The sequence below is a fragment of the Tepidiphilus sp. HLB4 genome (assembly GCF_054823945.1).
In genome coordinates, this window is the sequence record NZ_JSYB01000044.1 from 1 (window position 1) to 25,452 (window position 25,452).

General features: G+C 65.5%; 23 protein-coding genes and 4 tRNA genes. 9 read left to right on the forward strand and 18 right to left on the reverse strand.

Features of this window, described 5'->3' with window-relative positions; all coding sequences use genetic code 11:
* Positions 1 to 64: 64 nt before the first annotated feature.
* The 4 genes from rssA (at position 65) to OA56_RS08040 (ending at position 3,451) form a co-directional block, all read left to right on the forward strand.
* Positions 65 to 946 carry a patatin-like phospholipase RssA gene (rssA, locus tag OA56_RS08025; protein ID WP_055423410.1) on the forward strand — a complete coding sequence of 294 codons (882 nt, stop codon included), beginning with the start codon at positions 65 to 67 and terminating at the stop codon, positions 944 to 946.
* Positions 943 to 2,391, forward strand: coding sequence for an FAD-binding oxidoreductase (locus OA56_RS08030; RefSeq protein WP_461584537.1), 1,449 nt, complete (start codon positions 943 to 945; stop codon positions 2,389 to 2,391). Before rssA ends, OA56_RS08030 begins: the two co-directional genes overlap by 4 nt.
* Positions 2,388 to 3,362, forward strand: a complete 975-nt coding sequence (gene ispB, locus OA56_RS08035; RefSeq protein ID WP_461584539.1) for an octaprenyl diphosphate synthase — start codon at positions 2,388 to 2,390, stop codon at positions 3,360 to 3,362. The genes OA56_RS08030 and ispB overlap by 4 nt, the downstream gene beginning before the upstream one ends.
* A 12-nt stretch (positions 3,363 to 3,374) precedes the next feature.
* A tRNA-Pro gene (locus OA56_RS08040) sits at positions 3,375 to 3,451 on the forward strand.
* A 10-nt stretch (positions 3,452 to 3,461) separates the two neighbouring features.
* Here the strand turns inward: OA56_RS08040 and fliR are convergent.
* The 4 genes from fliR to OA56_RS08060 all read right to left on the reverse strand — a co-directional run bounded on the left by fliR (position 3,462) and on the right by OA56_RS08060 (position 5,778).
* Positions 3,462 to 4,250: a flagellar biosynthetic protein FliR gene (fliR, locus tag OA56_RS08045; protein WP_055423413.1), complete on the reverse strand. Its 789-nt coding sequence runs from the start codon at positions 4,248 to 4,250 to the stop codon at positions 3,462 to 3,464.
* A gap of 148 nt (positions 4,251 to 4,398) precedes the next feature.
* Positions 4,399 to 4,665: a flagellar biosynthesis protein FliQ gene (fliQ, locus tag OA56_RS08050; protein ID WP_055423414.1), complete on the reverse strand. Its 267-nt coding sequence runs from the start codon at positions 4,663 to 4,665 to the stop codon at positions 4,399 to 4,401.
* Positions 4,666 to 4,675: 10 nt separating this feature from the next.
* Positions 4,676 to 5,428, reverse strand: a complete 753-nt coding sequence (gene fliP / locus OA56_RS08055; RefSeq protein ID WP_055423415.1) for a flagellar type III secretion system pore protein FliP — start codon at positions 5,426 to 5,428, stop codon at positions 4,676 to 4,678.
* A complete protein-coding gene (locus tag OA56_RS08060) occupies positions 5,425 to 5,778 on the reverse strand; it encodes a FliO/MopB family protein (RefSeq protein ID WP_141056673.1) in 354 nt (117 codons plus the stop codon). Before OA56_RS08060 ends, fliP begins: the two co-directional genes overlap by 4 nt.
* Positions 5,779 to 5,945: 167 nt before the next feature.
* On the opposite strand from OA56_RS08060, the gene OA56_RS08065 reads away from it, so the two are divergent.
* Positions 5,946 to 6,719: an oxygen-binding di-iron domain-containing protein gene (locus OA56_RS08065; RefSeq protein ID WP_461584542.1), complete on the forward strand. Its 774-nt coding sequence runs from the start codon at positions 5,946 to 5,948 to the stop codon at positions 6,717 to 6,719.
* A gap of 62 nt (positions 6,720 to 6,781) precedes the next feature.
* Here the strand turns inward: OA56_RS08065 and OA56_RS08070 are convergent, their stop codons facing one another.
* The 6 genes from OA56_RS08070 to tkt all read right to left on the reverse strand — a co-directional run bounded on the left by OA56_RS08070 (position 6,782) and on the right by tkt (position 12,889).
* Positions 6,782 to 7,207 carry a DUF1841 family protein gene (locus OA56_RS08070; RefSeq protein ID WP_141056674.1) on the reverse strand — a complete coding sequence of 142 codons (426 nt, stop codon included), beginning with the start codon at positions 7,205 to 7,207 and terminating at the stop codon, positions 6,782 to 6,784.
* Positions 7,188 to 7,856: an endonuclease III gene (gene nth / locus OA56_RS08075; RefSeq protein WP_141056685.1), complete on the reverse strand. Its 669-nt coding sequence runs from the start codon at positions 7,854 to 7,856 to the stop codon at positions 7,188 to 7,190. Before nth ends, OA56_RS08070 begins: the two co-directional genes overlap by 20 nt.
* An 88-nt stretch (positions 7,857 to 7,944) precedes the next feature.
* Positions 7,945 to 8,541: an RnfABCDGE type electron transport complex subunit B gene (locus OA56_RS08080; protein WP_461584544.1), complete on the reverse strand. Its 597-nt coding sequence runs from the start codon at positions 8,539 to 8,541 to the stop codon at positions 7,945 to 7,947.
* Positions 8,542 to 8,625: 84 nt separating this feature from the next.
* Complete coding sequence (locus tag OA56_RS08085; protein WP_461584546.1) at positions 8,626 to 9,810, reverse strand: phosphoglycerate kinase; 1,185 nt, start codon at positions 9,808 to 9,810, stop codon at positions 8,626 to 8,628.
* 10 nt (positions 9,811 to 9,820) lie between these two features.
* Positions 9,821 to 10,840, reverse strand: a complete 1,020-nt coding sequence (gene gap / locus OA56_RS08090; protein ID WP_055423422.1) for a type I glyceraldehyde-3-phosphate dehydrogenase — start codon at positions 10,838 to 10,840, stop codon at positions 9,821 to 9,823.
* 30 nt (positions 10,841 to 10,870) lie between these two features.
* Positions 10,871 to 12,889 carry a transketolase gene (gene tkt / locus OA56_RS08095; RefSeq protein ID WP_141056677.1) on the reverse strand — a complete coding sequence of 673 codons (2,019 nt, stop codon included), beginning with the start codon at positions 12,887 to 12,889 and terminating at the stop codon, positions 10,871 to 10,873.
* Between the two features lie 266 nt (positions 12,890 to 13,155).
* Between tkt and OA56_RS08100 the strand changes: the two genes are divergently transcribed.
* A complete protein-coding gene (locus OA56_RS08100) occupies positions 13,156 to 14,268 on the forward strand; it encodes an HD domain-containing phosphohydrolase (RefSeq protein ID WP_055423424.1) in 1,113 nt (370 codons plus the stop codon).
* Between the two features lie 73 nt (positions 14,269 to 14,341).
* Here OA56_RS08100 and ruvA read toward each other — a convergent pair whose 3' ends face one another.
* The 8 genes from ruvA to OA56_RS08140 are packed head-to-tail and all read right to left on the reverse strand — an operon-like array spanning position 14,342 to position 24,912.
* Complete coding sequence (ruvA, locus tag OA56_RS08105; RefSeq protein WP_055423425.1) at positions 14,342 to 14,962, reverse strand: Holliday junction branch migration protein RuvA; 621 nt, start codon at positions 14,960 to 14,962, stop codon at positions 14,342 to 14,344.
* Positions 14,959 to 15,900: a UbiA family prenyltransferase gene (locus OA56_RS08110; protein WP_461584550.1), complete on the reverse strand. Its 942-nt coding sequence runs from the start codon at positions 15,898 to 15,900 to the stop codon at positions 14,959 to 14,961. Before OA56_RS08110 ends, ruvA begins: the two co-directional genes overlap by 4 nt.
* Before the next feature lie 10 nt (positions 15,901 to 15,910).
* Entirely contained in the window at positions 15,911 to 17,368 is a 1,458-nt protein-coding gene (rng, locus tag OA56_RS08115) for a ribonuclease G (RefSeq protein WP_055423427.1), read from the reverse strand.
* Positions 17,365 to 17,973, reverse strand: coding sequence for a Maf family protein (locus tag OA56_RS08120; RefSeq protein WP_055423428.1), 609 nt, complete (start codon positions 17,971 to 17,973; stop codon positions 17,365 to 17,367). The genes rng and OA56_RS08120 overlap by 4 nt, the downstream gene beginning before the upstream one ends.
* A complete protein-coding gene (locus tag OA56_RS08125) occupies positions 17,967 to 19,901 on the reverse strand; it encodes a gamma-glutamyltransferase family protein (RefSeq protein ID WP_206202285.1) in 1,935 nt (644 codons plus the stop codon). Before OA56_RS08125 ends, OA56_RS08120 begins: the two co-directional genes overlap by 7 nt.
* Positions 19,902 to 19,948: 47 nt before the next feature.
* On the reverse strand, positions 19,949 to 21,070 hold the full coding sequence (locus tag OA56_RS08130) for an ABC transporter permease (RefSeq protein ID WP_461584553.1): 1,122 nt from the start codon (positions 21,068 to 21,070) through the stop codon (positions 19,949 to 19,951).
* A 3-nt stretch (positions 21,071 to 21,073) separates the two neighbouring features.
* Positions 21,074 to 23,842 carry a ribosome-associated ATPase/putative transporter RbbA gene (rbbA, locus tag OA56_RS08135; protein WP_461584555.1) on the reverse strand — a complete coding sequence of 923 codons (2,769 nt, stop codon included), beginning with the start codon at positions 23,840 to 23,842 and terminating at the stop codon, positions 21,074 to 21,076.
* Positions 23,842 to 24,912: an HlyD family secretion protein gene (locus OA56_RS08140; RefSeq protein WP_461584557.1), complete on the reverse strand. Its 1,071-nt coding sequence runs from the start codon at positions 24,910 to 24,912 to the stop codon at positions 23,842 to 23,844. Before OA56_RS08140 ends, rbbA begins: the two co-directional genes overlap by 1 nt.
* Positions 24,913 to 25,086: 174 nt before the next feature.
* On the opposite strand from OA56_RS08140, the gene OA56_RS08145 reads away from it, so the two are divergent.
* The 3 genes from OA56_RS08145 to OA56_RS08155 all read left to right on the forward strand — a co-directional run bounded on the left by OA56_RS08145 (position 25,087) and on the right by OA56_RS08155 (position 25,361).
* A tRNA-Tyr gene (locus OA56_RS08145) sits at positions 25,087 to 25,168 on the forward strand.
* Positions 25,169 to 25,198: 30 nt separating this feature from the next.
* Positions 25,199 to 25,272 (forward strand) — tRNA-Gly (locus OA56_RS08150).
* Positions 25,273 to 25,286: 14 nt separating this feature from the next.
* Positions 25,287 to 25,361: transfer RNA gene (locus OA56_RS08155), tRNA-Thr, on the forward strand.
* Positions 25,362 to 25,452: the final 91 nt, after the last annotated feature.

Genomic DNA, 25,452 nt, shown 5'->3' on the forward strand with positions numbered 1-25,452 from the left:
GGCGGGGGTTTTTGCGTCTACGAGTGCGCTAAACTGAAATTTCTCTCGTACAGAGGATGCTCCTATGCCTCGAATCGGCCTGGCACTCGGCTCAGGGGCGGCGCGCGGCTGGTCGCACTTCGGCGTGATCCGCGCCTTGCAGCGCATGGGCGTGTCAATCGACGTGATCGCGGGCACCTCCATCGGTGCCATCGTCGCCGCCGCTTATGCCTCGGGCCGACTCGATGCCATGCAGAAATGGGTCGAGTCGCTCACCTGGGTCGACGTTCTTTCGCTGATGGATGTCTCTCTGCGCGGTGGGGCGCTGCAGGGCGACCGGGTGATCGACTATTGCGCCGAGCATTTCTTCGCTACTCGATTCGAAGATCTGTCGATTCCTTTTGCCTGCGTGGCGACGGAGCTGACGACGGGCCGCGAAATCTGGCTGCGGGAAGGAGAGCTTCGTCCGGCGGTGCGCGCTTCCATCGGTTTGCCCGGGATGTTCACGCCAACCAAGCTGCATGGGCGCTGGTTGGTCGATGGCGGCCTGGTCAATCCCGTTCCCGTGAGCCTGTGCCGGGCTCTGGGTGCGGAAATCGTCATCGCGGTCGAGTTGGGCTCCGGTCGCATGGGGCGGCATTTTCGGTTGCCCAACGGAAATGGTGGAGTGGAACGATGGAAGAACCGCTTGTTCGCCATGGTGGGAGTCACTTCCTCGGGTGATGCGGATCAGGCCGATTCCCTTCCTCCCATCGCTGCAGTACTGACCACTTCGGTCAACATCATGCAGATGCGCATCGCCCAGTCGCGTCTGGCAGGTGACCCCCCTGAGGTGTTGATTTCGCCGCGGGTGGCGGATCTGTCGATCCTCGATTTTCACCGCGGCGCCGAGGCGATCGAAGAGGGGGAAGCGGCGGTGCAGCGGGTGCAATGGCAGATCACCGAACTGTTGGAGTCCTTTCGATGAATGGTGCCGCGTTTCTCGAGGCACTCGCGGCGTGCGTGGGCAAGGCGCATGTGCGTTGCGACGAGCGCGAAATCGCCCCTTTTCTTGCCGACTGGCGCGGACGCTATCGCGGTAGGGCCTTGGCGGTGGTACAGCCGGCTTCGACCGAGGAGGTAGCAGCGGTGGTACGCTGTTGCCACTCGCATGGGGTGCACGTGGTCCCGCAAGGGGGGAACACGGGGCTCGTGGGCGGGGCGACGCCACTCGAAGAACAGGCTCCGGCGATCGTGCTCCATTTGGGGCGCATGCGTCACATCCGTGGCCTGGAGCCACAGGATTTCACGGTGACGGCCGAAGCGGGGGTGACGGTGCAGGAGGTGCAGGAGGCGGCACGTTCGGCCGGACGGCTCTTCCCCTTGTCGCTCGCCTCCGAGGGGAGTGCCACGGTGGGTGGAGTGTGTGCAACGAACGCCGGCGGGGTGCACGTGCTGCGCTACGGCACGACGCGCGATCTGGTGCTGGGCCTGGAGGTGGTGCTGGCCGACGGTAGCGTGATTTCTTCGCTCAAGGGACTGCGCAAGGACAACACCGGTTACGCCTGGAAGCCGCTCTTCGTGGGCTCGGAGGGAACCTTGGGGGTCATCACCGCGGCGACCTTCAAACTCTTCCCGTTGCCTTCGGAGGTCGTGACCGCCTGGATGGCGGTGCCGGATCCGGCGGCGGCGGTGGAGCTTTTTTCCTGGTTGCGCGAGACGGTGGGCGAGGGGCTCGAGGCGTTCGAGCTGATGGGGCGATCGGTGCTCGCGCTGGTGCTGAAACACATTCCGCAGGCAAGAGCGCCGCTGCCGGGCGAGCCGCCGGCGTGGTCGGTGCTCATCGAATTCGCCGAGGCAGGCCGAGGAGTGCAATTGCCGGAGCGGGTGGAGCGGGCGCTTGCCGCAGCCATCGAACGCGGCTGGGTGCTGGAGGCGGTACTCGCGGCCAATGAAGCGCAGCGCCAGGCGTTGTGGGCGTTGCGTGAGAATGCCTCCGAAGCGCAGCGTTACGAAGGGTTGAGCTTCAAGCACGACGTCTCTCTGCCGATCCGGGCGCTGCCGGAGTTCATCGCCGAGTGTGAGGCGCGCCTGCGCCGGCATTGGCCCAGTGTGACGGTCGTCTGTTTCGGTCATCTCGGTGATGGCAATCTGCACTACAATGTGTTTCCTACGGGAATCGAACCCACCCAATGGTCGCTCATCGAGTCTCGGCTCTCGGAGCTGGTACATGATACGGTGGCCGAATTCGGCGGTTCGATCTCGGCCGAGCACGGCATAGGGCGACTCAAGGCCGATTTGCTGCCGCGCTACAAGTCCGAGGCCGAGCTCTCTTTGCTGCGCCGACTCAAGGCGGCGCTCGATCCCGAGAATCTGTTCAATCCGGGCAAGGTCGTGCGTGGCGGCGACCGCCCAGCCAGAGAGGAAACATGACGCCGACGATCAAGGAGATCCTTGCGCCGCTGCAGCCGGACATGGCGCGCACCGACGAGGTGATCCGGCGTGAACTGCATTCGGACGTGGCGCTGGTGCGCAGTGTCGCCGATTACATCATCGCTGCCGGCGGCAAGCGTTTGCGTCCGGCGCTGCTCTTGGCCGTGGCCCGTGCCTTGGGCTACGAGGGGCTGCACCACGCCACCCTTGCCGCGGTGGTGGAATTCATCCATACGGCCACCCTGCTGCACGACGACGTCGTGGATGAATCTGATCTTCGCCGCGGGCGTGAGACGGCCAACGCCGTCTTCGGCAACGCCGCGGCGGTGCTGGTGGGGGATTTTCTCTATTCCCGCTCGTTCCAGATGATGGTCTCGGTGGGCAGCATGCGGGTGATGGCGGTGCTCGCCGAGGCGACCAACGTCATCGCCGAGGGGGAAGTGCTGCAGCTGATGAACCAGGGCAACCCCGACACCACGCTCGAAGACTATTTCCGCGTGATCGAGTACAAGACCGCCAAACTCTTCGAGGCGGCGGGCCGTCTAGGAGCCATCCTCGCCGGGGCGGCGCCCGAGGTGGAAGAGGCGATGGCGGCGTTCGGGCGGGAACTCGGCTGTGCTTTTCAAATCATCGATGATGTGCTCGACTATGCGGCCGATCCGGCGGTGTCGGGCAAGAACGTGGGCGACGACCTCGCCGAGGGGAAACCAACCCTGCCGCTGCTGCACGTGCTGCATCATGGCACGCCGGCTCAGGCGAGCCTCATCCGGCAGGTGATCGAGCAAGGAGGGAGAGAGCATCTTTCCGCGGTGCTCGAGGCGATCGCCGAAACGGGGGCGCTGGAAGCCTCGCGTCGCGTCGCCGAGCGCTACGCCGCGACGGCAAAGACGCGACTCGCGTGTTTGTCCCCTTCCCAATTCCAGGAATCATTGCTACAATTATCAGACTTCGCGGTGAATCGTTCTGCATGAATCGCGAAACGTCGGGGAATAGCTCAGCCTGGTAGAGCACTGCGTTCGGGACGCAGGGGCCGGAGGTTCGAATCCTCTTTCCCCGACCACCCTCTTCTCTCATCTCCCGCTAAAGCCTTGAATCACCTGCCCGACGGCGTCTAGCCCGTCGGCGAAGGCCTGTTGCAGCAGCGCCCCCACCGGGCTGAGGCTCATGAGGAGCGCCAGGAACCCCACGGTAATCGTTATCGGAAAGCCAATCGCAAAGAGATTGAGCTGTGGGGCGGCGCGCGTGAGTACGGCGAGCGCGATGTTGGTGAGCAGCACCGCAGCGGTGATCGGCAGCGACAGCAGGAAAGCAAGCGCAAAGAGCGTTACCGGATAGCGCAGCAGCACACCCATTCCTTCTTGCCAGGCGACGGCGCCACCCACCGGGATCCACGCGAAACTGGTCACCACGGCGTGCACCAGCATGAGATGCCCGTCGAGGGCGAGAAAAAGGAGGGTCGCCACCACTCCGAAAAATTCGTTGAAGACGGGGGTCTGCGTCCCTGCCGTGGGGCTGTAGAACACCGCGAACGACAATCCCATCTGAAAACCGATCAGGGCCGCGGCGAGGTCGATGGCGGCGAAGACGAAACGCAGGATGAAGCCGAAGGCGACGCCGAGGCCGAATTCCGCCGCCACGACGGGGTAGATCAGCCAGGAGTCGAGTGGGATCGGAGGAGCGGGCGGCAGCACCGGCGCGACGGCCACCGTGATCGCCAGTCCCAGCACCAGGCGGATGCGGGTGGGGAGCGCCCGGTTGGAAAATACCGGGGCGACGGCGAGCAGGGCGAGGATGCGCACCGCCGGGAAGAAATAGGCGCTGATCCACGCCGACCATTGGGCTTCCGTGACCGTCCACATCGCCTCAGAGCCCCTGAATGAATCTGCTGCGCGGCCCGATTGCTTCGTTGCGCGGTGCTCGCTCCTCGCCTATCTGCCTGATATGTCTCGTCGCTGCGCTCCGTGTGCCTCGCATTCGAGCCGCTCGCGATGATTTCTTCACGGGCTCTCAGCCGATGAGGGTGGGCAGCGCCGTGAGCAGCCGCGTGAGGTAGTCGGTGATCGTCTGTCCCATCCAGGGTCCCATCACGATGAGGGTGACGAACACGGCCACCAGTTTGGGTACGAAGGTGAGCGTCATCTCGTTGATTTGGGTCGCGGCCTGGAAGACGCTCACCAAGAGCCCCGTCACCAGCGCGGCGATGAAGGGCGGGGCACACAGCAATAGGGTGGTGACGACGGCGTCGCGGGCGAAATCCATCAGGGTGGGAACCATGGTTTTTCCTTCAGGGGAGTGCGAAGCTCTTGACGAGCGAACCGATGAGCAGGGTCCAGCCGTCGACGAGGACGAAAACGAGCAGTTTGAATGGCAGCGCGACGATGACGGGCGACATCATCATCATCCCCATCGACATCAGTACCGAGGCGACCACCATGTCGATGATCAGGAACGGCAGGAAGACGACGAATCCGATCTGGAAAGCCGTCTTGAGCTCGGAGGTGACGAAGGCAGGGACGACGACGCGCAACGGCAGCTCCTCGGCCTGCTCGACCGGAGGCGTCTTGGCCAGATCGGCAAACAGGGTGAGATCGTTGTCGCGTATCTGCGCGAGCATGAATTTTTTGGTCGGAACCGCGGCGCGTTCCATCGCCTGGGCGAAATCGATCTTGTTCTCCTGCAATGGCTGCCAGGCTTCGGTATAGACGCGCTCGGCCACCGGCGCCATGATGAAAAAAGTGAGAAAGAGCGCGAGTCCGATCAGCACCTGGTTGGGGGGCGAGGTCTGGGTGCCGAGCGCCATGCGCAGCAAGGAGAGTACGATGATGATGCGGGTGAAGCTCGTCATCATCAGGATGGCGGCGGGAATGAAGGTGAGCGCCGTGAGCAGCAGCAGCGTCTGCACCGTGAGGGAATAGTTCGTGGCGCCGCCGCCGGCCGGCGTGGCGGTGGCGAGCGGCAACCCCTGAGCCCAGACGAACGAGGGTATCAGGAGGGCAGCAAAACCGAGCAAGGCGATGAGCCTGTGCCGCGATCTCATTGGTTTGCTCCTTGCTTCGCGGCAGGAGGGGGAGAGGGTGGGTCGGTGTTTTCTTCATCGATCGCCGCAGCGAGCCGATCGGCGAAGGAAGAGGGGTGATCGGGCAGGCGCTGTAAGAGCGTGATGGTGTTGGGGGTGACGCCGAGGAGCAGCCGAACCCCTTCGGCTTCGAGCAGTACCACACGCTCTCGCGTGCCCACGGCGATCGCGCCGAGGATGGAGAGCCCCACGCGCCCGCCTTGACGACGCTGCAAGCGGCGCAAAGTGGCAAAGGCTGCCCAGAGGGCGATGGCGGTGATGCCGAGGCCGAGGGCGAGCTGGGTGATGGGGTGGATCCAGTCTGTGGTCATTTTCAGGGCTCCTGACGATAGGATGGCAGAAGTGGGTAGGAGCGATGGTGCGAAAAAAAGGACAAAAGCCGGTGTGTTCGTGATTTTGCCGAAAAACCGTCTTCTTTTGCGCCAACCGACGTGCTTCTTGGTAGAATCTTCGTATATCCGTTCCTAGGGATGGGATCATGGCGGTCGAACTCTACAACGACGGGAATCATATCTGCTTGGCGTTCTACGATCTGGTCGACGAGCAGGGGGAGCACGCCGTACAGTGCAACCAGTTCCTCATCATCGACAATGGCCATGCGGCCCTCATCGACCCGGGCGGGAACATGACCCATACCGGTTTGCTCATGGGCATGAGCCGTTACTGCCGGCCACAGAACGTCGATTACATCTTCGCGTCGCACGCCGACCCGGACATCATCGCTTCGGTGAACAAGTGGATGGTGACCACGCACGCTAAGGTGTTCATCTCCAAGCTGTGGACGCGTTTCGTGCCGCACTTCACCACCGGCAAGGATTATTCTTCGCGCATCATCGGCATTCCCGATCCAGGCATGCGCATTCCACTGGGCAAGAGCGAGATCGTGGCCGTGCCGGCGCATTTCATGCACTCGGAAGGCAACTTCCAGTTCTACGATCCCATCGCCAAGATCCTCTTTTCGGGCGACTTGGGCGTGTCGCTGGTCGACCACGAGCAGGCGGCCAAGCCTGTGGAGGATTTCGACCGCCACATTCCCAAGATGCAGGCGTTCCACCAGCGGTACATGATCTCCAACAAGATTTTGCGCTATTGGGCTAACATGGCGCGCCAGCTCGACATCGAGATGCTGGTGCCACAGCACGGGCAGCGTTTCGTCGGCAAGGAGATGGTGCGCCGTTTCATCGACTGGATCGAGACTTTGCCCTGCGGCATCGACCTCATAACCCAGGACGCTTATCGCATCCCGCTCTGAAAACGCCAAAGGCGGGCGTACGAAGGCCGACGGAAACGCCATTCCGTCGGCCTTCGTTTTTTTCAGCGTTTGGTGCGGCGGATGCGTTCGAGGTAGCGGGCGTTGTCGGGCGGAAGGCGGTCGCGCTGGGCTTCGTGCAGGGTCTCGCCCAGGGCTTCGAGCACGTCGTGCAAGGCTTCGTGGAGGTCTCCACGCACGGCGAGCCGTTCCTGCCAGGCAGCGCGGATGCCGGGGGGTTGGTCGATGGAGAGCTGTTCGGCGATCGCCAGGTGCAGCGACAGGTGCAGGAAGGGGTTGAGGCCGCCGTCTTCGGGGGTGTAGTCGCGCGCGAGCGCCGCCTCGTCTTCCAGCAGAGGGAAATACTCCGGGTGCAGAGCGATCACGTCGGCGGCCATCGCTTCGATCGGTTCGAGCGGCAGCTGGTCGCGCCATTTGCGATAGGCTTGGGCGAAGAAGCGCCGTACGTCTTCACGGCTGGGGGTGAACATCGGCGTCCTCCTGGCGATGATGGGCCTTGTGCGGCCAATGGCAGAGATCTTGGACCGGGCAAACGTCGCAGCGCGGCGCGCGGGCGGTGCAGGTGTAGCGGCCGAGCAGGATGAGCCAGTGGTGCGCGTGCCGCCGAAAGCGCGGCGGCACGCGCGCGGTGAGCGCTTCTTCCACGGCCCGGACGGTTTTGCCCGGGGCAAGCCCGGTGCGGTTGGCGACGCGAAAGATGTGCGTGTCGACGGCGATCACGGGGTGCCCGAAGAGGGTGTTGAGCACCACGTTGGCGGTCTTGCGCCCCACGCCGGGCAGGGATTCGAGGAAGGCCCGGTCGTCCGGGATCTCGCCGCCGGTGGTCTCCAGCAGCCGGCGGGAGAGCTCATGGAGGTGTTTCGCCTTGCTGCGGTAGAGGCCGATGCGGCGGATGTGCCGGGCGATGCCTTCTTCACCCAGCGCGACCATGGCGCGTGCATCCGGCGCGACGGCGAAGAGGGTGCGAGTGGCTTCATTGACGCTCTTGTCGGTTGCCTGGGCCGAGAGGACGACCGCGGCGAGCAGCTGAAAAGGGGTGGCGTATTCGAGTTCGGTCGTGGGGTGAGGATCGAGCGCGGAGAGCCGTTCGAAGAAGGCTTCGATTTCCTGCGGCGTCATCGGCGGGGCGGGGTCGGCGGCTGCCGCTTCTCCTGCCCCGCGTCGCTTGCGCTGGCGGCGCAGCGGAAGTGCCGCCTCATCCGATCTTTCAGGCACCTGGTCCTCCGTTTTTTCTCGCGGTCCGGGCACGTTCGAGAGCAGCCGCCACGAGCGCACGTTTGAGCTGGTCGGCGGAGGCTGCGATCGGGGCAGGGCGGAGGCGCTTGCGGGGATCTTCGCCGAGTTCGAGCCGTGCCTGGCGCCGCAGGAAACGCGCGCGCGAGGCGCTCGCATCGGGGAAGGCGGGCGTGGGCAGTAGGACGATGCAGTCGACGGGGCAGGGTGGTAGGCACAGGCCGCAGCCGGTGCATTCGTCTTCGATCACCGTGTGCATGCGCTTGGGCGCGCCGAGGATGGCATCCACCGGGCAGGCTTGCAGGCACAGCGTACAGCCGATGCACTCCGCTTCGACGATGCGGGCGATCTGAGGGGCTTGCGGCGGGCCGACTTCGGGGTCGAGCGGCGTGGCGGGCACGCCGAGCAGGCTCGACAAGCGGGCGATGAGCTCGTCCCCGCCCGGAGGACAGCGATTGGGCGTGGTTTCGCCGGCGGCGAGCGCCTCGGCGTAGGGGCGGCAAGCCGGGTAGCCGCAGCGGCGGCATTGGGTCTGCGGCAGCAGGGCGTCGATCTCGTTGGGGGTGGGCATCGTGTTTGCGTCGCAGGGCCAATGCGGCGTCGACCGTTGGGGCCAGGAAGGGGTTCCCAGCCCCAACGGGTGCGGACGCGAAGATCAGCCGTCGTAGCGCGCTTCGAGCGCGGCGATGGCCGGCAGTTTCTTGCCCTCGAGAAATTCGAGGAAAGCGCCGCCGCCAGTGGAGATGTAGTCGATGTCCTTTTCCACGCCGAACTTCTTGATGGCGGCGATGGTGTCGCCGCCGCCGGCGAGCGAATAGGCTTCGGAGTGGGCGATGGCGGAGGCGAGCATCTTGGTGCCGCCGGCGAACTGGTCGTATTCGAACACGCCCAGCGGCCCGTTCCAGACGACGGTGCCGGCGTGCGCGACGATGTCGCAGTAGCGCGCGGCGGTCTTGGGTCCGACGTCGAGGATGCGGTCGTTGGGGCCGACTTCATCGACCGAGACGCGGTTGGCGCGCGCGAGCGCCGAGACTTCGTCAGCGACGACGACGTCCACGGGCAGCGGGACTTCCGAGCCGCGCGCGGCCATCATGTCCATGATCGCCTGCGCTTCGACCACGAGTTCGGGTTCGGCGAGCGACTTGCCGATGCGCTTGCCCGTGGCGAGCAGGAAGGTGTTGGCGATGCCGCCGCCGACGATGAGCTGGTCGACCTTCTCGGCGAGCGACTTGAGGATGGTGAGCTTGGTCGAGACCTTGGCGCCACCAACGATGGCCACGAGCGGACGCTTGGGATGTTCGAGGGCGCGCGAGAGGGCCTCGATTTCGGCGGCCATGAGAAGCCCGGCGCAGGCCACGGGAGCGAAACGGGCGATGCCCACCGTGCTCGCTTCCGCCCGGTGCGCAGTGCCGAAGGCGTCGTTCACATAGACGTCGCACAGGGCAGCGTACTTGCGTGCGAGTTCCTCGTCGTTCTTCTTCTCGCCGACGTTGCAGCGCACGTTTTCGAGCAGCACTACTTCGCCCGGCTGAACGGTGAAGCCGCCATCGACCCAGTGCTCGATGAGCGGTACCGGACGGCCGAGGAGTTCGGAGAGCCGCTCCGCGATGGGAGCGAGTGAGTCTTCCGGCGTACAGGCGCCTTCCTTGGGTCGGCCGAGGTGGGAGGTGACCATGACCTCGGCGCCTTGCTGCAGGCAGTATTCGATCGTCGGGATGGAGGCGCGGATGCGGGTGTCGTCGACGATGCGCCCGGTTTCGTCTTGCGGCACGTTGAGGTCGGCGCGGATGAAGACGCGCTTGCCGCGCAGATCGACGTCCTTGAGGGTCTTGACGCGCATGGCAGGCTCCTCAGGCGCAGGTGGCGAGCGCCTTGGCGGCGTCGAGCATGCGGCAGGAATAGCCCCATTCGTTGTCGTACCAAGCGAGCACCTTGACGAGCGTGCCCTCTATGAGGCGGGTTTGCGTCGCGTCGAAAATGGAGGAGTGGCTGTCGTGATTGAAGTCGCAGGACACGAGCGGGTCGTCGTTCACCGCGAGGATGCCCTTGAGCGGACCGGCGGCGGCCTGGCGCATCAGCTCGTTGATCTCGTCCTTGCTCGTGGGGCGGCTCGCGGTGAAAGTGAGATCGACGAGTGAGACGTTGAGGGTGGGCACGCGTAGCGCGAAGCCGTCGAATTTGCCCGCGAGCGCCGGCAGCACCAGACCGACGGCCTTGGCCGCGCCCGTCTTGGTGGGGATGATGTTCATCGCCGCGGCGCGGGCCCGGCGCAGGTCCTTGTGGCGCGCGTCGATGAGCTGCTGATCGAGCGTGTAGGCGTGCGCCGTGGTCATCAGGCCGCGTTCGATGCCGATGTGTTCATGGAGCACCTTGGCCACCGGCGCGAGGCAGTTGGTGGTGCAAGAGGCGTTCGAGACGACTTGCATCTCGGGGCGCAGGATCTGGTGGTTCACGCCATAGACGATGGTGGCGTCGACGTCGTCGCCCCCGGGCGCGGAGATGAGCACTTTCTTTGCGCCTTGCTGCAGGTGGATCTGGGCCTTTTCCTTGGTGGTGTAGGCGCCGGTGCATTCCAAGAGCACGTCGACGCCGTGTTCGCCCCACGGGGTCTCGAGGGGGTTCTTGGTCGAGTAGAAGGGGATGCGGTCGCCGTCGACGATGAGCGTTTTGTCGCCCTCGGTGGCCACGGGGAAGGGGAAACGGCCGTGGGTGGTGTCGTATTTGGTGAGGTGCGCGTTGGTGGGCAGGTCGCCCGAGGCGTTGATCGCCACCACTTCGAATTCGTCGCGCCGCCCCAGCTCGTAGAGGGCGCGCAGGGTACAGCGGCCGATGCGGCCGTAGCCGTTGATCGCGATGCGGATTTTGCTCATGGATCGCTCCTTGAAGGATGAAAAACGGGATCAGCGCGACAGCAGCAGTTTCGCCCGGGCGACGACGTGATCGACCGTGAAACCGAAGAACTCGAACAGGCGCGGCGCGGGGGCCGAGGCGCCGAAGCGGTCGATGCCGAGCACGTCGCCGTGGCCACCGACGTAGCGCCACCAGCCATCGCCCGAGCCGGCTTCGATGGCGAGCTTGGGCACGTCCGGTGGCAGCACTGCGGCGCGGTATTCGGGGGGCTGGGCGTCGAAGCGCCGCGTGCAGGGCAGGGAGACGACGGTGGCGGCGATGCCGGATGCGGCTAGCGTCCCTTGGGCGTCGAGCGCGAGCGCTATCTCCGAGCCGGTGGCGATCAGGATGAGATCGGGGGCGCGCTTGGCTTCCCGCAGCACGTAGCCGCCGCGCCCGATCGCTTCGATCTGCTGCGGCGAGCGTTCGATGAAGGGGAGGTTCTGGCGCGACAGCAGCAGGGCCGAGGGGCCGTCGGTGCGCTCGAGCGCGAGGCGCCAGGCCACGGCCGTTTCGACGCTGTCGGCCGGACGCCAGACGTCGAGATTGGGGATGAGGCGCAGCGAGGCGGCGTGTTCGATGGGCTGGTGCGTGGGGCCGTCCTCACCCAGGCCGATGGAATCGTGCGTGAGCACGAGGATCTGGCGCTGGCGCATGAGCGCGGCCATGCGAATGGCGTTTCTCGCGTAGTCGGAGAAGACGAGAAAGGTGCCGGTGAAGGGGATGTGGCCGCGATGCAGCGCGATGCCGTTGGCGATCGCCACCATGCCGAACTCGCGCACGCCGTAGTGAAGGTAGTTTCCCCCTTCTTCAGGCGTGACGGGGTGGGCGCCGGGCCAGTCGGTGAGGTTGGAACCGGTGAGATCGGCCGAGCCGCCCAGCAGCTCCGGCAGGATCTTGGCATAGGCGGCGATGGCGTTCTGGCTTGCCTTGCGCGTGGCGATGTGTTCGCGCCGGGTGACGGTGGCGCGGATCACCTCGTCGGCCAGTTCCGGCCAGCGCAGGGGCAGCAGCCCGGCGACGCGGCGCTCGAATTCGTCGGCGAGTTCCGGATAGACCCGGCGATAGGCTTCGAAGCGCTCAAACCAGGCGGCCTCGCGCTCGCGGCCGGCTGCGCGAGCATCCCATTGGGCGTAGATCTCGTCGGGGATCTCGAAGGGGCCGTAGGGCCAGCCGATCGCCTCGCGCGCGGCGGCGATCTCGGCCTCACCCAAGGGGGCGCCGTGGACGTCGCTCGTGCCTTGCTTGTGGGGGGCGCCGGCACCGATCACGGTGCGGCAAACGATGAGGCTGGGGCGCTCGGTCTCGGCCTTGGCGAGCGTGATGGCAGCATCGATCGCGCTCATGTCGTGCCCGTCGATCGGCTCGATCACGTGCCAGCCGTAGGCACGGAAGCGCGCGGCGGTATCCTCGGTGAACCAGCCTTGCACCTGGCCGTCGATCGAGATTCCGTTGGAATCGTAGAGGACGATGAGCTTGCCCAGTTTCCAGGTGCCGGCCAGTGAACAGGCTTCGTGCGAGATGCCTTCCATGAGGCAACCGTCACCCACGAAGACGTAAGTGTGGTGGTCGACGATGGTATGCCCCGGGCGATTGAATTCATGCGCGAGGAGTTTTTCCGCGAGTGCCATGCCAACGGCGTTGGCTAGCCCCTGTCCGAGCGGGCCGGTGGTGGTCTCGACGCCGGGGGTCTCGCCGTATTCGGGGTGCCCCGGGGTCTTGCTGTGCAATTGCCGGAAACGCTTGAGCTCATCCAGCGAGAGGTCGTAGCCGGTGAGGTGCAGCAACGCGTAGAGGAGCATGGAGGCGTGCCCGTTCGAGAGCACGAAGCGGTCGCGGTCGCACCACTGGGGATTGGCAGGGTTGTGCTTGAGGTGCTTGCGCCACAGCACCGTGGCCATCTCGGCCATGCCCATGGGGGCGCCGGGATGGCCGGATTTCGCCAGTTGCACCGCATCCATGGCGAGCGCGCGAAGCGCGTTCGCGAGCGGGCTGAACGTGCGCGGCAGGCGCGAGGCAGACTGTGTCATCCGTTCGATCGTCCAGCGGGGAATGAGCCGCGATTATCGCGCAAAACCCGTCGGGCGCGAACCATTGGAGGAAACGTCGGGATGGTTGGCGGCAGGCGGGACCTGCTGGTGTAGGAGGAGGAATGCTGCGGTTAGGACGAAGGCATCGGTTTTCGTCGGGTCCATGGGGATCATTCCATCTCAAAAGCGAAGAAGCGGCGTTACAATGGCGGGTATTCACTCGTCGTCCGTCGCGAAGCCAAGGCTGCGGCGGCGGAGCTTTTTGGATGAAAGACATGGGCGTGACCCTGCAGCAGTGGATCGATTTCCTCGACATCGATCAGGAAATCATCGACACGTTGCGCGATTTCTTCCCCATCCTCGCACCGCGCATCGACCGCGTCAGTCACGCTTTCTACCGCCGGGTCCTCAATTCTCCCGAAGCGATCAAGCTCTTCGCCGACGAGGATTCGGCGAACCGTGCCTTGGCCCATCAGAAGCGGCATTGGCTCGAGTACGTCTTCGCCGGACGGTTCGACCGTGACTACGTGGAAGCGGCCTTGCGCATGGGTAAGACCCACCAGCAGCGAGGGGTGGATCTGCGCCTCTTCTCGGGTGCCTACGCCGTCGTGCTGAGCGAGGTCAATGCCATCGTCATGGAAAATGTGCCTGATCCGCAGCGGCAGAAACGCGTCCTGCGGGCGGTCAATTTCGCCGTCTTCCTCGACTTGGGATTCGTCGCCTCGGTGTATTACGATGCCTATACCGATGATCTCGCTTCGATGGCGAAGGACCTGACGGTGAGCCTCGCGCGTGCCGGCGAATATCGGGATGCCGACACGGGCGAGCATATCCACCGCATGGCCAAGATGTGCGCCGCCGTGGCGCGCCGCCTCGGCAAGGACCTGAGATGGGTGGAGCAGCTCGAAGCGGCCAGCCCCTTGCACGACGTGGGCAAGATCGGCATTCCCGATGCCATTTTGCTCAAGCCGGGCAAACTCACCGAAGAAGAAATGTCGGTCATGCGGCGTCACTCCGAAATCGGCACCGACATCATCCCTGATAATGACCACGAAATTTTGCAGATGGCCCGCCGCATCGCGCTCACGCACCATGAGCGCTGGGACGGTACCGGTTATCCGGCGGGGCTGCGGGGCGAGGAAATCCCCCTGGAGGGGCGCATTGCCGCCGTGTGCGACGTCTACGATGCGTTGCGCTCGCAGCGGCCCTACAAGCGGCCGTGGTCTCATGAAGAAGCGGTGGAATACCTGAAGCAGAGCCGCGGCACGCAATTCGATCCCGCCGTCGTGGACGCCTTTCTCGCCGCTCTGCCCGAGATCGAAGACATCTGGCGTCGCTATGGCGAAATGCCTTCCCCTTCGAGTAGAGGGGCATCTTGAAAAGACCATCACGCAGCCGCCATTCAGGGCGCTCGGCGCTCCTGTCCGGTGCGCGTTCCCTCTGAAGTACGTTTCAGCCGCCGGGTGCCAACGCCTTGAGCGCGAGCCGGATGCCGGTGGCCGTGTCGCTTTGCGGCGGAAGCGCCGACACGGCGCGTAGCGCCTCGCGCTCGGAATAGCCGAGCGCGAGGAGCGCGGCGACGATCTCGGCGCGTATCGCCTCTTCCGGTGAATTGGCCGGGTGCGGAGCGGAGCCGGCGGGTACGGCCGTGCCATGGCCGGTGGGAAGCAGCGCTCCGGTCTTGTCCTTGAGCTCGAGCAGCAGGCGTTCGGCAGTTTTCTTGCCGATGCCGGGAATCTTGACGAGCCGTCCGCCGTCTTGCAGCAGCACGGCTTCGCGCAGCTCGCGCACGCTCAGGCCCGAGAGGATGGCGAGCGCCGTACGCGCGCCGATCCCTGCGATGCGGATGAGCTGGCGGAAGGCGTGGCGCTCTTCTTCCGTGGCAAAGCCGTAGAGCTGGTGCTCGTCCTCACGCACCAAGAGATGGGTGCGCAGCGTCACTTCCTGGCCGATCGCCGGTAAGGTGTAGAAGGTGCTCATGGGTACGAGCAGCTCGTAGCCGACGGCGCCGGTGTCGACGAGGATCTGGGGCGGGGTTTTCTCGCGGACGATGCCGCGCACGAGTCCGATCATGCGTCGATCCACAGGGTGAGGGTGAGCACTGCGCCGTAGCCGACGGTGGCTGCGAGCGTGCCGGTGATGGCCGGACGCAGCCGTGCCGGATCGCTCGCATGCCGCTTCAGCTGGGCGGAGGCAGGAACCAAGGCGAGCAGCGGCAGCAAGGCGGCGCCCGTCGCAAAGGGGATCGCGCCGGCGGCCATCAGGCCGAGGTGCCAGCCGGCGGCGCACAGCCCCAGGAGCGGCAAGCCGTGTGCGGCACGCGCCGCGCCGAGCCGTACGACCAGCGTGCGCTTGCCGGCCGCCGCGTCCGCCCGGGCGTCGGGAAACTGGTTGACGTAGAGAATGGCCGCGACCAGGAGCGCGTAGGGCAGGCCCACGAAAGCAGGCACGGGAGAGAGTCGGCCGAGCTGGACGTAGTGCGTGCCGACGATCACCAGCAGCCAGGCCGCGGTAATGACGACTTCCCCCAGGCCGCGGCCGGCGAGCCGCAAAGGGGGCGCGGAATAAGCCCAGCCGAGCAGCAGGCCCGCGAGGCCGATGGGCACGAGCAGCGGCCCGCTGGTGAGGGTGAGCGCGAGCCCCGCCGGTACCACCGTGGCAAGCGCTCCATAGCCGAGCCAGGCGGTTTCCCGCGCCGTGAGCACTTCGTTCTGGATGAAGCGCGAGCCGCCGGTGAAGGGGTAGAGCCGGTCGCGATTGAGCCCATCGGTGTCGCGATCGTGATAATCGTTGATCACGTTGGCCCCGGCGTGGGCCACCAGGGCGAAGACGAGCGTGCTCAGCGCCGCCCAGGGTCGCAGCGCCGCGCCCTGATGGATCGTGAGCGCGAGCCCGAGCAGCACCGCGATGAGGGTGACCACGAGGAAGGCCGGGCGCGTGGCGAGCACCCAAACGATGGGGCGAGCGCGCAGGCGGGCATCGGGTTCGAGCGGTAGGGAACGGGCAGGCATGGGCGATGCCTCACAAAAGCACGATGTCGTATTGCTCCTGCGTGTAGCAGGTGTCGCTGCGCAGCGAGATCTCTTTGCCGATGAAGTCCGACAGCATCGCCAGCGCCTGCGACTGCTCTTCCAGGAAGAGGTCGACCACGGCGGGCGAGGCGAGGATGCGGAATTCCTTGGCATCGGCGAATTGGCGCGCTTCGCGCAGGATCTCGCGCAGGATGGCGAAGCACACCGTCTCGGCACTCTTGACGAAGCCGCGCCCCTCGCACATGGGGCAGGGCTCGCATAACTGCTGCATGAGGGATTCGCGCGTGCGCTTGCGCGTCATCTCCACCAGGCCGAGCTGCGTGAATCCGCTCACCGTGATCTTGGTGTGATCGAGCGAGAGCGCCTTCTTGAACTCTTCGAGCACGCGCTCGCGGTGCTCAGGGTTGGTCATGTCGATGAAATCGACGAGGATGATGCCGCCGAGATTGCGCAGCCGCAGCTGCCGCGCGATCGCCTGCGCCGCTTCGAGGTTGGTCTTGAGGATGGTCTCGTCGAAGTTGCGCGCGCCCACGAAGGCGCCGGTATTGACGTCGATGGTGGTGAGCGCCTCGGTCTGGTCGAAGATGAGATAGCCCCCCGATTTGAGATCGACTCGGCGCGACAGGGCTTTTTCGATCTCTTCCTCGACGTTGTAGAGCTCGAAGAGCGGCCGGTCTCCGCGGTAGTGCTCGATGAGGGGGGCAACCTGAGGGGTGTAGGTCTCGGCGAAGGCCAAGAGCCTCTGGGCGTTTTCGCGCGAATCGACGCGGATGCGTGCGGCCTCGCCGTCGACGAAGTCGCGCAGCACGCGCAGCGCCAGATCCAGGTCTTCGTGGATCAGAGAAGGAGCGCGGCGGCGCAGGGCCTCTCCCTGGATGTCGGCCCACAGGCGGCGCAAATAGGCGATGTCGGCGGCCAGCTGCTCGTCGGTGGCATTCTCGGCATTGGTGCGCACGATGTAGCCGCCGCTCTCCTCGGGCGGCAGCAGCGCCGTGAGCCGCTCGCGCAGGGTCTCGCGCTCGCTCTCGCCCTCGATCTTCTGTGAGATGCCGATGTGGTTTTCCTGGGGGAGATAGACGAGATAGCGCCCCGCCAGGCTGATCTGGGTGGTGAGTCGCGCCCCTTTGCTGCCGATGGGGTCCTTGAGCACCTGGACGGTGATTTCCTCGCCTTCGGCGAGCAGGCGCTCGATGCGCGGGGGCGATTCGGGGTGGCGCTCGGCCTGCCACAGGTCGGTGATGTGGAGAAAGGCGGTGCGCTCCAGGCCCACGTCGACGAAGGCCGACTGCATCCCCGGCAGCACGCGCACGATGCGGCCACGATAAATGTTGCCCACCAGGCCGCGGTGCGCCAGGCGCTCGACGTGCAGTTCCTGTACCACGCCCTGTTCGACCACGGCCACCCGAGTCTCCTGCGGCGTGCAGTTGATGAGGAATTCTTTGCTCATGGGAAGGGAGGATAGCCGAAAACGGACAACAAACGCGCGGTCTCGTAGAGCGGCAGACCGACGATGCCCGAAGCGCTGCCCTCGATGCGCTCGATGAACGCGGCCGCGCGTCCTTGGTAGGCATAGGCACCGGCTTTGTCCCAGGGTTCCCCGGTGGCGAGATAGCGTTCGATGTCCTCGCCCGCGAGCGCGGTGAACCAGACGCGGCTCGTCGAAGCGGCTGCCTGCGTGCGGGTGCCGTCGGTGAGCGCCACGCCCGTGTGCACCTCGTGCATTCGGCCCGAGAGACGGCGCAGCATGTGCCGGGCCTCGTCGGCATCCCGCGGCTTGCCTAGGATCAGTCCATCGATGCTCACCGTGGTGTCGGCGCCCAGCACCAGTCCGGGCGGCAGCGCCAGCGCCTCGCGCCGTCGCCAGCCGGCTTCGGCCTTGGCCCGGGCGAGCCGCAGGACGTAGTCCCGCGGCGCCTCGCGCGCAAGGGGCGTTTCGTCGACCCATTCGCCCTCCAGCGGAATCACCCGGGCATCCCAGCCGAGCTGGGCAAGGAGCTCACGGCGGCGGGGGCTTTGCGAGGCGAGGTAGAGCGGCGCAAGCTGATTCACCATCCCAGGGCTACCCCTTCGCGGCGCGGATCGGCCGCCCCTTGCAGCGCCCCGTCGGGGGCGCGGATGACGGTGGCGATGCCGCTGGGCTGGGGGCGGCGCACGATTTCGTGCCCTCGCGCCCGCAAGCCTTCGACGAGCGCCGCCGCAGGGGTAGGGTGGCCATCTTCGATCCAGGTCTGGGGGCGGTTGAAGGCCCCGACGCGGATCTGCGCCGCCGCCGCGTAAGGGTCCAGCCCCCAGTCGAGCTGGGCCACCAGCGTCTGGGCCACGTAGGGGATGATGGCCGAGCCGCCGGGCGAGCCGGTGGCGATCTGCCATTCGCCCAGACCCCCGTCGGGAGCGCGGGTGAAGACGAGCGTCGGCGCCATGGAGCTGCGCGGACGCTTGCCCGGCTCCAGCCGGTTGGCCACTGGCATGCCATCGGCGAACGGCTCCCAGGCGAAATCGGTGAGCTCGTTGTTGAGGAAGAATCCGCCCACCATGCGAAAGGAACCGAAGGCCGATTCGATCGAGGCCGTGAGCGCGACCACGTTGCCTTCCGGATCGACCACGGTGAGGTGGGTCGTGCCGTGCTCCTCGATTTCCGGGCCCACAGCGTACTGCGGCGCTGCGGCGAGCGGCGTTCCGGCCGGTGCCATACCGAGGCTGCGCTCGTCCTGGATGAGCCGGGAGCGTGCAGCGAGATAGTCAGGGTCGAGCAAAGCGGCGACCGAACCGCCGGGCAGGGGCACGAAGTCGGGATCGGCCACGTAGCGGTCGCGGTCGGCAAAGGCGAGCCGCTCGGCCTCGGTGATCCAGTGCGCCGCCTGGGCATCCGGCAGTCCGCCTTCCGCACCGGCTGCCGGCGGATGCTGCGCGAGAGGGAAACGTTCGAGCAGGCCCAGGATCTGCCCCACGGCGAGGCCGCCGGAGGAAGGAGGACCCATGCCGCACACCCACCAGGCGCGATAAGGGGCGCATACGGGCGGACGCTCGATCGCCCGATAACGCGCCAGATCCTCGTCGGCGAGCTTCGACGCCGTGAGCGGCGTGCCGTCGGCGCCGCGGCTTGCGTGCGCCCGTGCCACCAGGGCGTGCGCGAGCGGCCCCGTATAGAAGGCATCCGGTCCGGCGCTCACCAGTTCTTTCAGCGTGCGGGCGTAGGCCGGATTGGAGAGGATCGTGCCCACGGCTTTTACCTGGCCTGCGGGAGTGAGCAGATAGGCGCTGGCCTCGGCGTCGAGTTGCAGCCAGCGGGTGAGCGGCTTGGCTACCGCCGCCAGTCGTGGCGAAAGGGGGAATCCTTGCTCGGCCAGCCGGATCGCCGGGGCGAAGAGTTCGGCCCAAGGGCGACGCCCCTGTTCGGCATGCGCGCGCTCGAGCAGTCGCACCAGGCCCGGCGTGCCGATGGAGCGGCCGCTCGCGCGCAGGGCGTCGAAGCGCTCGGAGGCGGGTGTGTCGGCCGTGAGCGGCAGGGGCGGGGAGGGATCGTCGGGAGCGAGGCGCACCAGGTCGGACGGATCGGCGGCAAGCGGGGCCGTTTCACGGCCGTCGTAGCTCGTCAGGCGCCGCGCCTTGGCGTTCCAAGCGAGCAAGAACCCCCCGCCGCCGAGTCCGGCCGATTGCGGTTCGACCAATCCCAGCACGGCGATCGCCGCCACTGCGGCATCCACGGCATTGCCGCCGCGCAGGAGGACTTCGCAACCGGCCGCGGTGGCCAGAGGGTTGGCAGCGACGATCATTGCCCGTGACGAGCGCACTGGGGGCTTGGGTGTATAGCCGCTCGCGGCTTCGGGCGCTCCGTCCGTCGGCCGCGAGGCGGACTCGACCGCTGCCGGCAGCGGGTCGACGGCACAAGGCGTTGGCACCGCCGTACCGGCTGGCGCCATTTCCGAGGCCAGCAGGAAGGTCAAGGCGAGCAGGGAGAACTTGACATGGCGTATGGCCACGCTTGCGCGCCTGCGCCGCCCGCCGGAGGCTGGGCAGGGGGCGCTCTTCACTGCTGCGTCTCCAGCATCTTACGGAAGTAAGCGAGTGAGAAGAGAAAGAGCGCCGTGCCAATGACGGCCAACGCCGCGAACTGCGGCCAGACCACGTCGAACCCCGCACCGCGGTAGAGGATGCCCTGGGCGAGCATCACGAAATGCGTGTTCGGTGCGAGCAGCATGATGTCCTGGACGAATTGCGGCATGCTCTCGCGTGGCGTCGTCGCTCCGGAGAGCATCTGCAAGGGGAGCAGGATGAGCATGAGCAGCAGGCCGAGCTGTGGCATGGAGCGTGCCATCGTGCCCAAGAATATGCCCATCGCCGTGGTGGCGTACAGATGGACAGCGGTTCCCGCCACGAAGAGTGGTACCGAACCCTGCAGCGGCGCGCCGATCCAGTAATGCACCACGAAGATGAGCGAAAGCGTCGCGGCGACCAGGACGACCAGCCCCATCGACCAGATTTTGCTCAACATGATCTCGAGTGCGGTGACCGGCATGACCAAGAGGTGCTCGATCGTGCCATGTTCGCGCTCGCGGATGAGCGCTGCGCCGGTGAGCACGATGGAGAGCATCGTCACTTCGCTGATGATGCCCATGATGCCGCCGAACCAGGATTTGTTCAATTCCTGGTTGAAGCGGATACGCAAGCTGAGCTCCACGGGCTGGCGTTCCTGCGCCTTGTGGCGAGCGACGTAGGCCGCGATCTCTTCATTGACGATGGTCTGCACGTAGCCGCTGCCGGTGAACGCCTGGCTCATCCGGGTGGCGTCGACGTTGAGCTGGATCGTCGGTTTCTTGCCGGCCATCACGTCGCGCTCGAAATCCGGCGGGATGTCGAGCGCGAACGTATCCAGCCCTCGGTCCATGCGCGCGTCCATCGTGGCGGTGTCGATGCGCTCCGGCGGCAGAAAATACGGCGGATAGAGGGCATGGAGGATGCGTTCGGAGAGCTGCGAACGATCCTCGTCCACCACGGCGATCGGCGCCTTGTTGAGCGTTTCGGGAATCGACGTGGCCTGCGAATGGATGGAGAAAGTGAAGACATAGAGGATCAGCACCAGCAGCACCGGGTCGCGTCCCAGACTGTAGAACTCTTTGATGCCGAGATGCCAGACGTGGGACCAGCGCACGGTTCAACGCTCCTGTTTGCGCAGCAGTGCCGCCGACAAGCCAAAGAGGATGGGCCAGGCGAGCGCGAGCGGTACGAAGGCGTCGGCCAGATCGCGGAAGTGCAGCGCTTTCGAGAACGTACCGCGGGAGATGACCACGAAGTGGGTGGTCGGATAGATTTCGCCGATCAGCCGACCTCCGCCCTCGAGCGAGGAGACCGGATCGATGAGGCCCGAGAATTGCGTCGCCGGCAGCAGTGTGAGCACCGCCGTGGCGAAGAGCGCCGCGATCTGGCTGCGCATGAAACTCGAGATCAATATACCCAAGGCGGTCGAGGCCATGACATACAAGATTGCACCCAGGAACAGCGCCAGGTAGCTTCCCTTGACGGGCACGCGAAAGACGAATTCGGCCAGCGCGAGCAGCAGCACGAAGCTGAGGAGGGAGAGAATCACGTAGGGGATTTGCTTGCCGAGGAGGAATTCCATCCTCGTCGTCGGGGTGACATAGAAGTTGGTGATCGACCCCAGTTCCTTTTCGCGTACGATCGCCAAGGCGGCGAGCATCGCCGGAATGAGCATCAGTAGCAGCGGGATGACTGCGGGTACTATCGAGACGATGCTCTTCACGTCCGGGTTGTAGCGGAAACGGATCTCGATCGTGGCCAGCGTCGGGTCGGGCAAGTGACGTTCGCGCGCTTGTGTCTGGAGCCACTGCGCGTGAATGCCCTGGACATAGGCACGGATCGTTTCCGCGCGCGAAGGCATCGCCCCGTCGATCCACGCTCCGACCTCCACCGGTTTGCCGTGCGCGAGGTCGCGTGCAAAGCCCGGCGGGATCTCGACCGCCAGACCCAGTTTGCCCGAGCGCATTCGCCGGTCCATTTCTTCGTAGTCGGCGATCGGAGGCTGCTCGCTGAAATAGCGCGAACCGGCCAGATTGAGGGCGTACGACTGGCTCAGCGTGGTCTGGTCGCGATCGAGGACGGCGAAGGTCAGATCCTCCACGTCCATGGTGATGCCAAAGCCCATCACCAGCATCAAGATGGCGTTGCCCACCAGCGCCAGCGACAGGCGGATCGGGTCGCGACGCAGTTCCAGAGCTTCGCGCACCAGGTAGCTCAGCATCCGGCGCAGGCTGAAAAAGGAGGTGGTGTGCGTCGTTCCCCGCACCGGCGCTTTTTCGGTCAGACCCGCCGTGCGTTTGCGTTCTTCGCCGCTCATGGCGGTCGACCCTTGGGTATCGTCGGCCTGTTGCCCCTCTTGTGCAGCCCGTTCCAGATGGTCGATGAAGGCCGCTTCGAGCGACTCGTGACCGCCCTCGCGCACGATCTCGGCCGGCGCTCCCGTGACGAGCACTTTCCCGGCATGCATCAGCGAGATGCGGTCGCAGCGCTCCGCCTCGTTCATGAAATGGGTGGAGATGAAGATCGTCACGCCGTCGCGGCGCGACAGCTCGAGCAAGAGGTTCCAGAACCCGTCGCGCGCCACCGGGTCGACCCCCGAGGTCGGCTCGTCGAGGATCAATATTTTCGGTCGATGGATGACGGCGGCCGCGAGCGACAGCCGCTGCCGATGTCCCAGGGGCAGTGAAGGGGGAAGGGCGTCGATGATTCGCGAGAGTCCGAAGCGCTGCACCACTTCCTGGACGTAATCGGCGATCTTCTCCTTGGGGATGCCGTAGAGCCGCGCGTGCAGCTCGAGGTTCTGCCGCACCGTGAGCTCGTCGTAGAGCGAAAAGGACTGCGACATGTAGCCCACTTGGCGGCGCGTATCGATGTCGCGCGGGTCGACTTCCTTGCCGAAGAGCCAGGCCTTGCCCTCGGAGGGCGTGAGTAGCCCGGCGAGCATCTTCATCGTCGTCGTCTTGCCGCAACCGTTCGAGCCAAGAAAGCCGAAGATCTCGCCACGGCGGATGCGAAAGCTGACGTGGTCGACGGCAACGAAATTGCCAAAACGCATCGTCAGATCTTTCGCCTCGATGGCGATCTCTTCGTCGCCCCGCTCGGGTAGCGATCCGATTTCGACGGGTCGATATCCCCGGCGCTTCTCTTCCGGTAGCAGCGCGATGAAGGCCTGTTCCAGGTTGTCGCTACCGGTCTGCTCGAGCAATTCCTGCGGCGAGCCGGTGGCGAGTACTTTTCCCTCGTCCATGGCCACGAGCCAGTCGAAGCGCGCCGCCTCCTCCATGTAGGCGGTGGCCACGATCACGCTCATGTCTTCCCGCGCGGCGCGAATGTCGTCGATGAGCGCCCAGAACTGCCGGCGAGACAGGGGGTCGACGCCGGTGGTCGGCTCGTCGAGGATCAAGAGCTCGGGATCGTGGATGAGGGCGCAACATAGGCCGAGCTTCTGCTTCATGCCGCCCGAGAGTTTGCCGGCGGGTCGATCGAGAAAAGGGAAGAGCCCCGTGGCGCGCGTGAGCTGTTCGATGCGCCGCTTGCGCTCGGCGGCGTCGTGGCCGAAAAGGCGGCCGAAGAAGTCGATGTTCTCGGCCACGGAGAGCGTCGGATAGAGGTTCTTGCCCAAGCCCTGGGGCATGTAGGCGATGTTGGGACAGACCCGCAATCGGTGGCGAGGGTCGGCCATGTCTCCGCCCAGCACCCACACCTTGCCCTGCTGGATGGCGCGCGCTCCGGAGACGAGCGCCAGCAGGCTGGATTTTCCCACCCCGTCGGGGCCGATGAGCCCTACGCGGCAGCCGGCGGGGATATCGAGATCGATCCCGTCGAGTGCGCGCGTCTTGCCATAGGTGAGCGCGACTCCCTGCAGCCGCGCAACCGGCTCTCCCATCACGGCACCTTCACTTGAAGTTCCGGTGGCCAGTCACGCTGGGGATCGATCTTCACCCAGGCCACTCCGGGCAGGCCCGTCTTCACCTGCGGCAAGTGCTGACGCAGCAGCTCGGGGTCGATGCTGGCCTTGACGCGGAACATGAGCTTTTGCCGCTCTTCGGCCGTCTCCACCGTCTTGGGCGTGAATTGCGCCACGTCGGAGACGAAGGTCGCCTTGGCCGGAATCACGTACTGGGGAAAGGCATCGAGCACGAGCCGCACTTCACTGCCGACGGCCACTTTGCCCGAAACCTGGGTGGGCAGAAAGAACGTCATATAGACGTCGGAGAGATCGACGACGTTGAGCACCGCTCCGCCGACACCGACCACCTCGCCTGGCTGCATCACGCGGTACTGCACGCGGCCGCTGCGCGGCGCCTTGAGCTGGCTGTCATCGATGTCGGCCTGGATGCGCTCGATGCTTGCCTGCGCCGCGGCCACCTGGGCTTCGGCCGCGGCGATCGCCGAGCGTGCCTGCACCACCGCAGCCTGCGCCGCCCGCACCTGGGCGCGGGCCGAGACCACCGCGGCTTCGCCTGCCGTCACTGCGGCCGCATCCTGGTCGAGCTTGGATTGGGCCGCCATCTTGGCCTGGGCAAGCTCTCTGGTGCGCGCGAGCTGCTTGCGGTTGTAATCGAGGTCGGCCAGGCGCTGCGCCACCACCGCTTCGGCCGCCGCCTGATCGGCCTCACGCTGGGCGAGCGTGCCGCGGCTCGTCTCCAGGTCGCGCTTGGCGCGTTCCCACTGCGCCTGCGCCTCGCGCAATTGGGCCTCGAGCACGCTGGTATCGATCTGGGCCACGATCTGCCCTTCAGTGACGAGATCGCCCTCATCCACGGTGATGGAGGCGATGCGCCCGGCGATCTTGGCGGCAATGTTGACATCGGTCGCCTCGATCCGGCCGTTGCTCGATACTAGCCCGTCGTGTTGGCGCGAAGGTTCGACGCGCAGCCAGATCCAGAATCCAAGCGCGATGAGAAGCAGGATCAAGCCGATACGCGTGAGCCAAGGCTTCAGGGAAGTGTTCATGGACATGCCTGTAAAAAGGAAGGAGAGACGGCGATCGTCATGGACATGGCAAGGGTGCCGGCGTGATGGGTTCGTTATATAGCGGCATTCCGGGAGCGTCAACCCCGAGTCCTTTTTTCCTGCCGTCACGGCGTTGACATTCGCCCCAAATTCGTACACAATGCCGCTTCTTGCGGAGGGGTACCCAAGCGGTCAACGGGAGCAGACTGTAAATCTGCCGGCTCAGCCTTCGTAGGTTCGAATCCTACCCCCTCCAAGTGAATACGAAACCGGCTGCGGGTGTCGAGCGGGTGTAGCTCAATGGTAGAGCAGAAGCCTTCCAAGCTTAAGACGAGGGTTCGATTCCCTTCACCCGCTCCAGTTCGTCGGGCATTGCCCATGTAGCTCAGTGGTAGAGCACTCCCTTGGTAAGGGAGAGGTCACGTGTTCGATCCACGTCATGGGCACCAACCCTTACTGCGCCGTCGGCTGGGCCGTCGGTAGGCAGATTCGAGACGATAGGGGTCTTTCATGGCAAAAGCGAAGTTTGAGCGCACGAAG

Excerpts from the sequence above, each read along its gene's own strand:
- rssA (WP_055423410.1), top strand. The coding sequence starts at position 65 with ATGCCTCGAATCGGCCTGGCACTCGGCTCAGGGGCGGCGCGCGGCTGG.
- OA56_RS08030 (WP_461584537.1), top strand. The coding sequence starts at position 943 with ATGAATGGTGCCGCGTTTCTCGAGGCACTCGCGGCGTGCGTGGGCAAG.
- ispB (WP_461584539.1), top strand. The coding sequence starts at position 2,388 with ATGACGCCGACGATCAAGGAGATCCTTGCGCCGCTGCAGCCGGACATG.
- fliR (WP_055423413.1), bottom strand. The coding sequence starts at position 4,250 with ATGTGGACGGTCACGGAAGCCCAATGGTCGGCGTGGATCAGCGCCTAT.
- fliQ (WP_055423414.1), bottom strand. The coding sequence starts at position 4,665 with ATGGTTCCCACCCTGATGGATTTCGCCCGCGACGCCGTCGTCACCACC.
- fliP (WP_055423415.1), bottom strand. The coding sequence starts at position 5,428 with ATGAGATCGCGGCACAGGCTCATCGCCTTGCTCGGTTTTGCTGCCCTC.
- OA56_RS08060 (WP_141056673.1), bottom strand. The coding sequence starts at position 5,778 with ATGACCACAGACTGGATCCACCCCATCACCCAGCTCGCCCTCGGCCTC.
- OA56_RS08065 (WP_461584542.1), top strand. The coding sequence starts at position 5,946 with ATGGCGGTCGAACTCTACAACGACGGGAATCATATCTGCTTGGCGTTC.
- OA56_RS08070 (WP_141056674.1), bottom strand. The coding sequence starts at position 7,207 with ATGTTCACCCCCAGCCGTGAAGACGTACGGCGCTTCTTCGCCCAAGCC.
- nth (WP_141056685.1), bottom strand. The coding sequence starts at position 7,856 with ATGACGCCGCAGGAAATCGAAGCCTTCTTCGAACGGCTCTCCGCGCTC.
- OA56_RS08080 (WP_461584544.1), bottom strand. The coding sequence starts at position 8,541 with ATGCCCACCCCCAACGAGATCGACGCCCTGCTGCCGCAGACCCAATGC.
- OA56_RS08085 (WP_461584546.1), bottom strand. The coding sequence starts at position 9,810 with ATGCGCGTCAAGACCCTCAAGGACGTCGATCTGCGCGGCAAGCGCGTC.
- gap (WP_055423422.1), bottom strand. The coding sequence starts at position 10,840 with ATGAGCAAAATCCGCATCGCGATCAACGGCTACGGCCGCATCGGCCGC.
- tkt (WP_141056677.1), bottom strand. The coding sequence starts at position 12,889 with ATGACACAGTCTGCCTCGCGCCTGCCGCGCACGTTCAGCCCGCTCGCG.
- OA56_RS08100 (WP_055423424.1), top strand. The coding sequence starts at position 13,156 with ATGAAAGACATGGGCGTGACCCTGCAGCAGTGGATCGATTTCCTCGAC.
- ruvA (WP_055423425.1), bottom strand. The coding sequence starts at position 14,962 with ATGATCGGACTCGTGCGCGGCATCGTCCGCGAGAAAACCCCGCCCCAG.
- OA56_RS08110 (WP_461584550.1), bottom strand. The coding sequence starts at position 15,900 with ATGCCTGCCCGTTCCCTACCGCTCGAACCCGATGCCCGCCTGCGCGCT.
- rng (WP_055423427.1), bottom strand. The coding sequence starts at position 17,368 with ATGAGCAAAGAATTCCTCATCAACTGCACGCCGCAGGAGACTCGGGTG.
- OA56_RS08120 (WP_055423428.1), bottom strand. The coding sequence starts at position 17,973 with ATGGTGAATCAGCTTGCGCCGCTCTACCTCGCCTCGCAAAGCCCCCGC.
- rbbA (WP_461584555.1), bottom strand. The coding sequence starts at position 23,842 with ATGGGAGAGCCGGTTGCGCGGCTGCAGGGAGTCGCGCTCACCTATGGC.
- OA56_RS08140 (WP_461584557.1), bottom strand. The coding sequence starts at position 24,912 with ATGAACACTTCCCTGAAGCCTTGGCTCACGCGTATCGGCTTGATCCTG.